Raw genomic sequence first — 10,972 nt, 5'->3', positions numbered from 1 at the left:
GGCCGCCCCCGGCCGGCGGGGGGTGGCGGGGGGCCCGGCGGGGGCCCCCCCCCCGGCCCCGGGGCGCCCCCCCCCCCCCCCCCCCGCGGGGGGGCCGCCCCCCCCCCCGGCCCCCCCCCCCGCTGGCATGTCGGGGAGGCGGGTGGGCGTCAGGCGGCCGAGGCGGTCGCCGTCGACAGCGACCCGGTGGTACGGGTCTGCCGCGGAGCCGAAGCCCGCTCCGGGGACCGGCCGGACGACGTGGCGGCGTCGGGTCGCTGCGGGGCGGCTGTGGGCGGTGTGTCGTCCGCCCGACGGGCCAGCCGGAGCGACTGTTCAGCGCTGCTGCGCGCCGCACACGGCCAGGGTTGGCCGGCGCAGAGCAGGTTGCGGCACGCGCCCTCCTCGTCCGACTCGTGTGCGGCCAGCACGTCGAGCGCGAGCTGCCAGAGCAGCGGATCGGTCACGTCGCGCGGACGCTCGGCACGCCGGCTCGCACGGTTGCTCATGTCGTCGGACATGGTGGTCCCCCCTGTCAGGCTGATTCCCCGGAACGTCTCCACTCGCACCGCCGGCAAAACCCCCCACCTGCTGTGATCTGCGTGGCAGCGCCGATGCGACCGGCGGGCGAGCCAGCCCCGCCCGAGATGCGGAGGCGCAGGTACCGACAGTCGGGGGAACAGGGGTTCTCTGACATCTGCTCGCGTCCCTTGACACGGGTCGGTACGGTGGCGTCCCACGTGCCTCCCGCCGAGGAGTGTCCTGTTGACGACCCTTCAGTCCATGCCTTCTGCCGCCGAGGAGGGTTCAGGCTCGGTCGTTCCCTACCGGACCGCATTCGAGCTCTCCCTGGACCTCGCCGGATCGGTCGTCCGGGTCCGCGAGCAACTACGGGCGTGGCTACGACAGAAGCGCTACGACGTGGAGCGCTTCGACGCGGGCGCGTCGACCCTGGCACCGGGTGTGGTGCTGCTGCACGCCGCCACGAACACGGCCTACGGATGGCAGCTGCGGGAAACGCGCAAGGACGGGGTGGCCTGGGTCAGCACGGTGGCCGTGGTAGGTGGCCGTTCGCCGTACCGGACCTGGGTGTCGGTCAACATCGAGCCCACCGCACCGCCCGGCGTCCCGGTCCCGACACCGCGGACGCCCGGGTTGGTTCGGCTGCTGCTGGACGCCGTCGACGCGTTCGACGGCGAGGCGCCGCTGCGCAGCGCGCCGGTCGCGGTCCCCGCCCCGGCCGTCGACGAGCTGCTGGACCTGGTCTGCGTCGAGGGACGGCGGTTGCCGGTCGTGGTGGCGGTGGCGCCCGGCGGTGAGCCGTTCGAGCGGTGGCGCCAGCTCGTGACACGGCTGATGGCCGACCTCCCCGGCCTGGCGAGCCTGTACATCCTCGATCCGACGGCCGCGCAGGCCTTCAACGACGGTATCGGCGCGACGCACGGGATCGGGCCGGGCAGTATCCGGACCTACCTCCCGGACGTCGATCCGGCGCTCGTCGAGGACGGGCTGCGCCACCGCGTGCTCAGCCGACGCCGTATCGAGACGGAGTCGCATCGCGCGGCCCGAGCGCTTTCGGCCCTGCCCCGGCAACTGGCCGCCAACTCCCTCCCACCGGCCGCCCTCAAGGGCCTGAACCTGTCACTTCGGGACTTCTTCCGCAGCGCAACCCGCCGGCCGACCGCCGACGACCAGCGCGTCGCCCTCGCGGACGAGGTGAAGATCCTCACCAGCCTGCTGGAGACGGCCGACGATGCCGACCGGCAGGCGCGGGCCACCATCAGCCGGCAACAGGACGAGCTGCTGGATCTCACCGCCGAACTGGAGTTCACCCGCAACGAGCTGGAGGGGCGCGACGCGACGATCCGGGCCCTTCGACAGCGGCTGGGGGAACTCAACCGGCACGCGGAGGCGTACGCCCCGCCCGAACTTCCGGATCCGTTGCCGAGTTCGTTCGCCGAGCTGTTCGACCGGCTCGACGTGCTCGCGCCCGACGTGGTGTTCACCGGCGACCGCGGTCTCGCCCTCGACCTGGACGAGCATGCCGCCCACTCGAACTGGTCTCAACTCGCCTGGCAGGCGATGCTCGCGATGGCCGACTACGCGCGGGCCAGACGCGACGGCTGGTCCGGTGGGGACTTCAAGTTCTGGTGCGAGACCCCGGCCGAGGGCGGCCGGGTCATCTCCGCCGGCAAGGTGGCCCGCGACGAGTCGCAGACCGTACGGAACAACCGGCGCTTCGCTCAGCAGCGGACGCTGCCGGTGCCGCCGGGCGTCGACCCGCGGGGTCGGGTCTTCATGGGGGCGCACGTGCGGCTCGGCACATTGGCAACCGTCTCTCCCCGGCTGCACTTTCATGACGACTCGGCCGGTAGCGGCGCCATCTACATCGGATATGTCGGTCGTCATCTGAGCAACACCGCGACCTCGCGGTCCTGACGACATCCGGGCGGGGCAGTGCGTCGTGCCGTCAGTCCGGCAACAGCGGCATCTCGACGCCCGGGTCCCGGCCCAGCAGCACCGCCCGGGTGAGCGCCGAGGAGCCGAACCGGTCGCGGACCGCGTCCACCGCGGCGTCCAGGTCGGCCCCGGGGTCGGCCTGGAACGGCAGTTCCGGCTGCACCGGGTTGTCGTCGAGGTTGCCCACTGAGACGCCGACCAGGGTGACGCCCCGCCTGTCGATCTCCGGTAGCGCGGCTTGCAGCAACGCCCGCGCGGCGGCGAGCAGCGGCACGGTGTCCGCGGTCGCCTTGCGGACGGTGTGCGAGCGGGTGGCCCGGGTGTAGTCGCCGAAGCGCAGCCGCAGCACCACCGTGCGCCCGGACCGCCCGCCCGCCCGCATCCGTCGGGTGACCCGGTCGACCAGGCCGGCCAGGATGGCGTCCAGCTCCGCCGGGGCATGCGGGGTACGTCCCAACGCGTGCTGCGCGCCCATCGAGCCCCGGCGGCGGCCGACCTGCACCGACCGGGGGTCGCGCATGTGGGCCAGGGCGTGCAGGTGCCGGCCGGCGCCCGCCCCGAGCAGGGACACCAGCGCGGCCTCGCCGAGCCGGGCCACCTCCCCGACGGTACGGATCCGGCGCTCCCGCAGCTTGGCCGCGGTGACCGGGCCGACGCCCCACAGCCGCTCCACCGGCAGCGGGTGCAGGAACTCCACCTCGGCGTCGGGGGCGACGACCAGCAGCCCGTCCGGTTTCGCCACCCCGCTGGCCACCTTGGCCAGGAACTTCGTCCGGGCCACGCCCACCGTGATCGGCAGGCGGACCCGGTCGCGGACCTCCCGGCGCAGCCGCTCGGCGATGTCGGCCGGTGCGCCGACCAGCCGCCGCAGGCCGCCCACGTCGAGGAACGCCTCGTCGATGGAGAGCCCCTCGACCAGCGGCGTGGTCTGCCGGAAGATCTCGAACACGGCCCGGCTGGCCTGCGTGTACGCCGCCATCCGGGGCGGCACCACGATGGCGTCCGGGCACAGCCTGCGCGCCTGTTGGCCACCCATCGCGCTGCGGACGCCCCGCGCCTTCGCCTCGTAGCTGGCGGCGAGCACCACACCACCGCCGACGATCACCGGCCGCCCCCGCAGGCGCGGGTCGTCGCGCTGCTCGACGGACGCGTAGAAGGCGTCCAGGTCGGCGTGCAGGATGTGGGCGCCGGTCGACACGTACACATGTTCGCACGACGCCCGACCATCGCGGCAGTGAGCTGGGCGAACGCCCGATCAGTCGAGGCAGAACTCGTTGCCCTCGGGGTCGGCGAGCACGAGGTGACCGGCGCCGAGCGGGGGAGCGGGCTCGTGCCGTGCGAGGCGGGTGGCGCCGCGGGCGACGAGCCGTTCGGCCTCCGCCTCCAGGGCCGCCATCCGGTCGTCACCCGTGAGCCCGGGGGCGGCCCGCACGTCGATGTGCACGCGATTCTTGGCCTGCTTGCCCTCCGGCACGCGCTGGAAGAACAGGCGCGGCCCCGCACCCTTGGGGTCGACCACCGCGGACGCGTCGTTGCGGCGCTCCGGCGGCACACCCATCGCGTCCAGTGCGGCGTCCCACGAGTCGAAGTCCCCGGGCGGCCCCTGCAACTCGTAGTCGAGGGCCTTGGCCCAGAACGCCGCCAGGCTGGCCGGGTCGGCGGCGTCGAACGTTATCTGCACCTCGCGGGCCATGACAGCTCCCTCCTTCCTGGTCTGGCTGGTCATGCCGCCACCCTCTCGTGCCTGGCGGACAGGATCGTTCCGCTATTCGTGCAACGATCGGCGGGTGACGGTGGAGGCGACGACGGAGCGGGTGCTGCGGATGCTGGCCCTGTTGCAGCGGCGGTCGTCGTGGACGGCCACCGAACTCGCCGCCGAGCTGGGTGTCACCGAGCGCTGTGTGCGCCGTGACGTGCAACGGCTGCGCGCACTCGGATATCCCGTCCAGGCGTCGGTTGGCGTTGGCGGCGGCTACCGGCTCGGCGCGGGCACCCGGCTGCCGCCGCTGCTTCTCGACGACGAGGAGGCGATCGCCACGGCGGTTTCCCTGCGACTGGCGTCGGGAGGCACGGTCGCCGGGGCAGCCGAGGCGGCCCTGCGGGCACTCACGAAACTCGACCAGGGGATGCCGGCGCGGCTGCGCGCCGAGGTGCGAGCGGTGCACGGCTGGACGGAGACGCTCATCGGCCCGGTGGCCGAGATCGACGCGGAGCTGCTGGTGACACTCGCCCGTGCCTGTCGTGACGCGGTGCGGGTGCGGTTCCACTACGCCGGCCGCGACAGCGGTGAGCGGGAGCGGACGGTCGAGCCGGTCCGGATGGTCACCACCGGCCGTCGCTGGTATCTGATGGCCTGGGACGTCGATCGCGACGACTGGCGTACGTTCCGCCTGGACCGGATGCGGGCCACGGTGGCGACGACCTGGCGCTTCCCGGCGCGTGACCATCCGGATCCGATCGCCTTCGTGCAGCGGTCGGTGACCGACGCGCCCTACCGGTATCTCGCCCGGGTGCGGGTGCACGCCCCGCCCGAGCGCGTGCGCGAGGCGGTCCCACCACAGGTGGGACGCGTCGAGGCCGGTCGCGACGGCTGGTGCGTGCTCGTCGTCGGCGGCGACAGCCTGGACGGGCTCGCCGCGCACATCGCCCGCCTGCGCTACGAGGTGGAGGTGGTGGAGCCCGCGGAGCTGCGCGAGGCCGCCGCCCTGCTCGCCCGCCGGCTCGCGGCGATGGCCGGGTCGGCGTCGGAGCGCACGGTGTAACGCCGCAGCGACACCGGGCTGCCGTCCGGGGCGGTCCACGATGCCGTGCTGCTGCCCGTGTACCGCCATCCGGTGCGCTCGTACAGGGCGACGGCCGCGGCGCCGTCGGCGACCACCTCGAGCACCAGACGCACCCCGCGCGCGTCCGCCCAGTGCCGTGCCCGGGCCAGCAGAGTGCTGCCCAGCGCCAGCCCGCGGGCGGCCGGCACCACGAAGAGCCGAGCCACCTCGGCCGTCGGATCGGCGCGCGGCTCGTCCGCCGGGTCGGGCAGGCGGTGCACCGCGACGTGTCCGACGATCGTTCCAGCGGGGTCGACGGCGACCCAGGCGCGCGCCGGGTGCGGCTCGCGCAGCCAGCGGTGCGGGTCGGCCGGCCAGTTCAGCGGATAGCGGTCCACCCGGTGGACGTCGGCGAGCGCCGCGATGCAGCCGTCGAGGTCGGCGGCACGCCGGCGGCGGACGCGCGGTGGGTTCACAGGTCGTCGAAGGGGCGGGCGTAGCGGAACTCGCCCCGGATCGACTCGCGCCATGCGTTCAGCGGCCGGGCCATGAAGTACCGCGGACCCCACGGCTGCGGCGGGGTGACGCCCAACTCGACGGCGGGCCGGAACCCGAAGCGCGGGTAGTACCCGGGATGCCCGAGCAACACCACGAGCGGTTCGTCGCGGGCGTCGGCCGCGCCGAGCACCGCGTGCATCAACGCCGTGCCGACACCGCGACGCTGCCACGCGGGAAGCACGCCGAGCGGCCCCAGGCCCAACGCCACCGGCTCACCGCCCACCCGGCCGCGGGTGGCCACCACGTGCCCCACCACCTGGCCGTCCGAATCGGTCGCCACCAGGGAGTACGCGGGCAGCCAGCCCTCGTCGGCCCGCAGCGCGTCGACAAGCGTCGCCTCGACCGGCGTCGCCTCGACTTGCGGTGTGTCCACTTGCGGTGCGTCGACTGGCGTCGCCTCGACTTGCGGTGTGTCGACCGGCGTCGCCTCGACCGGCGCGGCGTCGTCCGTGGTCTTGGCGAAGGCGGCGGCGTGCACCGCGCGGATGGCGTCGACGTCGGCGGGGGTCTCGCGTCTGATCAGCACCGCGCCACGATACGGGTGTCGCCGGCAGCAGCTCCACGCGTTTACCGGTCGGCGATCGCCGATGACGAATGCCCCGGCCCGTCGATCCGGATGCTGCCCAACGCGACCTTCGTGCCGGGCGAAGCGACATCGACCCCGTTCCGCCGCGCTCCGGAGGCGTCGCGCGTGACCTGCGCGGCCCCGCTCCGCCGCGCTCCGGAGGCGACGCGCGTGACCTGCGCGGCCCCGCTCCGCCGCGCTCCGGAGGCGACGCGCGCGATCTGCGCGACCCCGCTCCGCCCCGCTCCGGAGGCGCCGCGCGCGACCCGCGCGGCCCGGCAGCGCGACCGGTGGGCATGATGCGGCAGAGCCATATACCTGTGAGTCATAAATATGACCCACAGGTATACCGCTCGTTGGAGTCATGGCCGCCCCGAGCGGTGGGCCGCGTCTGATTCCGCCGCCCTCAGCCGCCGCCCTCAGCCGACGGCGGTCGCCGACGGAGGGGCGCTGCCGCCCCGGGGCGACTCCGGGGCCATCAGCCGGATGATCTCCTTCTGGTCGGCCGGCGAGGGCAGGCCCCAGTGCGGTCGGTAGCCGTACACCTCGTGCAGTGGGGTGGAGCCGGTGCGGCCGTCCAGGATCTCCACGGCGTCCGTGCCGATCAGGCCGGGGTGTTCGACGCCGCACGCCTCGGCGACCTTGGTCAGGTCCCGGCGCAGCGTCCGCAGGTAGTTGGCCGCCCGGACGGACTTGAGCGTCGGGTCGAGGCCCCGGGCCAGCCACGCGTTCTGCGTCGCCACCCCGGTGGGGCAGGTGTCGGTGTGGCACTTCTGCGCCTGGATGCAGCCGATCGACAGCATCGCCTCCCGACCCACGTTGACCATGTCGCAGCCGAGCGCGAACGCCACGATGGCGTTGTCCGGCAGGCCGAGCTTGCCGCTGCCGACGAACACCACCTGCTCGTGCAGGTCGTGTTCGGCGAAGACCTTGTAGACCCGGGAGAAGCCCTGCTGAAACGGGAGCGACACCGAGTCAGTGAAGATCAGCGGCGCGGCGCCGGTGCCGCCCTCGCCGCCGTCGACCGTGATGAAGTCGACGCCCCGGCCGGTGTCCCGCATCAGGCTGGCCAGCTCCTGCCAGAAGCTGAGGTCGCCGACCGCCGACTTGATGCCGACCGGCAGGCCCGTCTCGGCGGCCAGCAGCTCCACCCAGTCGAGCAGGCTGTCACAGTCGGAGAACTCGGCGTGCCGCGACGGGCTCACACAGTCCTGCCCGGCCGGGATGCCCCGGGTGGCGGCGATCTCGGCGGACACCTTCGCCCCGGGCAGCAGCCCGCCGAGGCTCGGTTTGGCGCCCTGGCTCAGCTTGATCTCCAAGGCCCGGACGGGGGCGCCGGCGACCAGGTCCTTCAGCCGGTCGAGACTGAACCGGCCGTGCTCGTCGCGGCAGCCGAAGTACGCCGTGCCGAGCTGGAAGACCAGCTCACCACCGTTGCGGTGGTACGGCGACAGGCCACCCTCGCCGGTGTTCTGCAGGCACCCGGCGAGCGCGGCTCCCTTGTTCAGGGCGGTGATGGCGTTGCCGGAGAGCGAGCCGAAGCTCATCCCGGAGATGTTGACCACCGACTCCGGTCGGAACGCGCGTGCCCGATCCCGCGCCGCGCCCAGCACCTTCGCGCACGGCAGCCGTACGTCGTGTCCGGCCGTCGGGGACGACGGCGGCACGGCCCGGCCGAACGTGCGGTGCTTGATGATCGGGTAGCCGGGCGTGTGCTCGATGTCGTTGTCCGTGCCGAAGCCGAAGTAGTTGTTCTCCTGCTTCGCCGACGCGTACACCCAGCGACGCTGGTCTCTGGTGAACGGGCGTTCCTCGTCGTTGCCGGCCACGATGTACTGCCGAAGCTCCGGCCCGATGGCCTCCAGCAGGTAGCGGGCGCGGCCGAGCACCGGGAAGTTGCGCAGCAGCGCGTGGTCGCGCTGGATCAGATCCCGCGCGGCGAGTGCCGCGACGGCGGCGGCGACGGCGGGTACGGCTCGACGGGCCCATGTCATGCTCGGCAACCTTTCCGCCCGCGCCGTCGGCCAAACCGACGCGCCGGCGACATTGCGCTGCTCAGGCCCCGGGTGCGTACTGGTGACCAGCGTCCGCCCGCGGGGGAGGCGGCACGGGATCACCCCGCGCCGCCTCCGGCGGAGGGTCAGTGGTGCGTGAACGACTGGCGGACCGTGCCGCCGACGATCGCGCACCACGTGCTCGTGCTGAGCTTGCCGTTGCGGGGCAGCCCGTGCAGCGCCTGCAGGTCCTGCACGGCCCCGCGGGTGGCGTGGTCGTACGCGCCGGTGACGGTGACCGCGTACCCCTTGGTCGCGAGGATCTCCTGGACGGCCGTGACCGGCGCGCCGGCGGCGTGCTGGTCGAGCTCGGGCGCCAGGGTCTCCCAGGTCGGCGTGGTGAGCGTGGCGTCCACGTCCACGGCGATGCCGTTGCGGGCCTGCCAGTCCTGCACGGCGGCCACGGTCGCGGCGTCGAACGTGCCGCTGACCGTCACGGCGTAGCCCCGGTAGGCCAGCAGGTGCTGCACCACCCGGACCGACGGCGAGTTGACGAACCGCCACAGATCCGGCCAGCGGCGGGCCGGCACGTCACCCAGCTTGGTGCCGAGGGCCGCGTGGACCCGCCGCCGCAGCTGCGGGAACTGCCGGTAGAACGCCGCGCCCGGGCAGTCGGTGGTGCGGAAGTCCCAGTGGCCGAAGATGTCGAAAGCGTGCAGCCCGTACTGCCGGCAGATGGCCACGCAGAGCTTGACCAGCGAGTCGGTCAGCGCCTCCGGCGGGGTCTCGGTGACGTAGGTGCCCTCGTTCTCGATGCCGATGGCCCGGCCGTTCTCGCCCGGGCAGTGCGCCGAGATCATCTGGCGGTCGCCCGCTTCGAGGCGTTCCAGGCTGCCCCGGCGGCCCTCCAGCACGTAGCCACCGCGGCTCACCGTGAAGTGCTGGCCGGTGTCCGACCAGCCGTTGCCGTCGATGTGCAGGTCCTGGCAGTCGTGGGCCAGCTTGACCGCCTGCTCGCGGGAGTAGTCGGTGACGTTCGGGAACGCCATGTGATGCACGATGATCTTGTTGGTGGGGATGGCGCTGACCGACAGCGGGTCCTTCGGCGGGCGGGCGGCCCACTCGTCGCAGCTGATGATCCAGTCCAGGTCGGTGCCGGGAGCGGCCTGCGCCGCGCCCGAGAAGGCGAGTTCGCTTCCGACGACGGCGACCGTGGCCGCGCCGAGACCGGCCCGCAGCAGCGTTCGGCGGTCCACTTCGGAATGGTCGACGTGCATGACATCTCCTCCTGCGGCCGACGGCGGGGGGATGAAAAGTAGCTCCAGTGGCCGCACGTACTCCGGAGAATATTGCCAAGACTCGTCCGCGCGCTAGACCCTCCGAGCGGGAGCGGCGTTTCCCCGTCCGCTGGTGGGGGTAGGTCGGTGGCCTACCATCCCGGCTGCTCCGCATGGAGGAACGACCCTATGAGTGACAACGTCAGCGACGCGGTGGGCGACGCCCTTCGCTCGGTGATGCTCTTCCTGCCCAAGGCCGTCGCCTTCCTGGCGATCCTGGTGGCCGGTTGGCTGATCGCCAAGGCCGTACTGAAGATCGTGGAGAAGGTCCTCGAACGCGTGGGCTTCGACCGCGCCGTCGAGCGCGGCGGCATCCGCCGGGCCCTGAACCGCTCCCGGTACGACGCCAGCGACATCGTCGCGAAGCTCGTCTACTACGCGGTGCTGCTGCTCACCCTGCAACTCGCCTTCGGCATCTGGGGGCCCAACCCGATCTCCGACCTGATCACGGCCGTGGTCGCGTGGTTGCCCCGCGCCTTCGTCGCGATCGTCATCGTCGTGGTCGCCGCCGCCATCGCCAACGCCGTGAAGGACATCATCAGCGGCGCGCTCGGCGGGCTGTCGTACGGTCGGGTGCTGGCCGGTATCGCCTCGGTGTTCATCCTCGGCCTGGGCGTCATCGCGGCGCTGAACCAGATCGGCGTGGCCACCGCGGTCACCACCCCGGTGCTGATCGCGGTGCTGGCCACTGTGGGCGGCATCCTCGTCGTCGGGGTCGGTGGCGGCCTCATCCGTCCGATGCAGAGTCGCTGGGAGGCGTGGCTGACCCGCGCCGAGCAGGAGTCGCAGCTGATCGCCACGCACGCCCGCGCCTACCGGGCCGGTCGCCGCGACGCCGAGGCCGAACTGGCCCGCTCGACGGCCGCCCGCGCCGACGCGGACGCCACCCCGGTGACGACCCGGCCGTCCGACCCGGAGGCCACGCAGGTGGTGACCCGTCCCGCCGAGGCGGACGCGACGCAGGTGACGACCCGGCCGTCCGACCCGGAGGCCACCCAGGTGGTGACCCGTCCCGCCGACAGCGTCGACGACACCACGCAGGTGGTGGCCCGTTCGACCGACCCGGACACCACGCAGGTGGTGGATCCCCACCGTGACGCCGACACGACCCAGGTGATCAGCGGCGGGGTTCCGGGCCAGCGCAGCAGCAGCGACGACAGCGAGACCACGACGGTCATCCCGCCGGTGGATCCCCACCGGCGTTGAACCTCGGCGCGACGGCGGGGCGGGATCCACGCGGATCCCGCCCCGCTCCCGTCGGGCCGGCACGCCGAAAGCGCTGGCCGGCACCCTGACGCCGGTCTACCATCGCCGACA

At 73.3% G+C, this 10,972-nt stretch carries 10 protein-coding genes; 3 read left to right on the top strand and 7 right to left on the bottom strand.

Going from position 1 to position 10,972, the window contains the following annotated elements; all coding sequences use genetic code 11:
- Nucleotides 1–149 precede the first annotated feature (149 nt).
- Nucleotides 150–488, bottom strand: coding sequence for a hypothetical protein (locus ACFYPR_RS28190; RefSeq protein ID WP_387263371.1), 339 nt, complete (start codon nucleotides 486–488; stop codon nucleotides 150–152).
- A 274-nt stretch (nucleotides 489–762) separates the two neighbouring features.
- Here ACFYPR_RS28190 and ACFYPR_RS28185 point away from each other — a divergent pair, with 274 nt between their 5' ends.
- Nucleotides 763–2,418 carry a hypothetical protein gene (locus ACFYPR_RS28185; RefSeq protein WP_363940179.1) on the top strand — a complete coding sequence of 552 codons (1,656 nt, stop codon included), beginning with the start codon at nucleotides 763–765 and terminating at the stop codon, nucleotides 2,416–2,418.
- 31 nt (nucleotides 2,419–2,449) lie between these two features.
- On the opposite strand, the gene dinB is transcribed toward ACFYPR_RS28185, so the two are convergent.
- On the bottom strand, nucleotides 2,450–3,637 hold the full coding sequence (gene dinB / locus ACFYPR_RS28180; RefSeq protein ID WP_387263368.1) for a DNA polymerase IV: 1,188 nt from the start codon (nucleotides 3,635–3,637) through the stop codon (nucleotides 2,450–2,452).
- 57 nt (nucleotides 3,638–3,694) lie between these two features.
- The gene (locus ACFYPR_RS28175) at nucleotides 3,695–4,132 is read right to left on the bottom strand and encodes a VOC family protein (protein WP_387263431.1); all 438 of its coding nucleotides are present in this window, start codon (nucleotides 4,130–4,132) and stop codon (nucleotides 3,695–3,697) included.
- A 94-nt stretch (nucleotides 4,133–4,226) separates the two neighbouring features.
- Here ACFYPR_RS28175 and ACFYPR_RS28170 point away from each other — a divergent pair, with 94 nt between their 5' ends.
- Nucleotides 4,227–5,201, top strand: coding sequence for a helix-turn-helix transcriptional regulator (locus tag ACFYPR_RS28170; protein WP_387263366.1), 975 nt, complete (start codon nucleotides 4,227–4,229; stop codon nucleotides 5,199–5,201).
- Here ACFYPR_RS28170 and ACFYPR_RS28165 read toward each other — a convergent pair.
- The 4 genes from ACFYPR_RS28165 to ACFYPR_RS28150 form a co-directional block, all read right to left on the bottom strand.
- Nucleotides 5,096–5,677, bottom strand: a complete 582-nt coding sequence (locus ACFYPR_RS28165) for a GNAT family N-acetyltransferase (protein ID WP_387263363.1) — start codon at nucleotides 5,675–5,677, stop codon at nucleotides 5,096–5,098. The two genes, ACFYPR_RS28170 and ACFYPR_RS28165, sit on opposite strands and share 106 nt — an antisense overlap.
- On the bottom strand, nucleotides 5,674–6,285 hold the full coding sequence (locus tag ACFYPR_RS28160; RefSeq protein WP_363940172.1) for an N-acetyltransferase: 612 nt from the start codon (nucleotides 6,283–6,285) through the stop codon (nucleotides 5,674–5,676). Before ACFYPR_RS28160 ends, ACFYPR_RS28165 begins: the two co-directional genes overlap by 4 nt.
- Nucleotides 6,286–6,743: 458 nt before the next feature.
- Complete coding sequence (locus tag ACFYPR_RS28155; RefSeq protein ID WP_363940170.1) at nucleotides 6,744–8,318, bottom strand: FMN-binding glutamate synthase family protein; 1,575 nt, start codon at nucleotides 8,316–8,318, stop codon at nucleotides 6,744–6,746.
- A gap of 146 nt (nucleotides 8,319–8,464) precedes the next feature.
- Nucleotides 8,465–9,595, bottom strand: a complete 1,131-nt coding sequence (locus ACFYPR_RS28150) for an N-acetylmuramoyl-L-alanine amidase (protein WP_354861263.1) — start codon at nucleotides 9,593–9,595, stop codon at nucleotides 8,465–8,467.
- Nucleotides 9,596–9,784: 189 nt separating this feature from the next.
- Between ACFYPR_RS28150 and ACFYPR_RS28145 the strand changes: the two genes are divergently transcribed.
- The gene (locus ACFYPR_RS28145; RefSeq protein WP_354861264.1) at nucleotides 9,785–10,861 is read left to right on the top strand and encodes a hypothetical protein; all 1,077 of its coding nucleotides are present in this window, start codon (nucleotides 9,785–9,787) and stop codon (nucleotides 10,859–10,861) included.
- Nucleotides 10,862–10,972 lie beyond the last annotated feature (111 nt).

The organism is Micromonospora sp. NPDC005254, assembly GCF_042872525.1.
In the GTDB taxonomy this organism is placed as follows: domain Bacteria; phylum Actinomycetota; class Actinomycetes; order Mycobacteriales; family Micromonosporaceae; genus Micromonospora.
The sequence above is the reverse complement of the archived record's forward strand: the minus strand, read 5'-3'. Positions and strand labels throughout refer to the sequence as shown.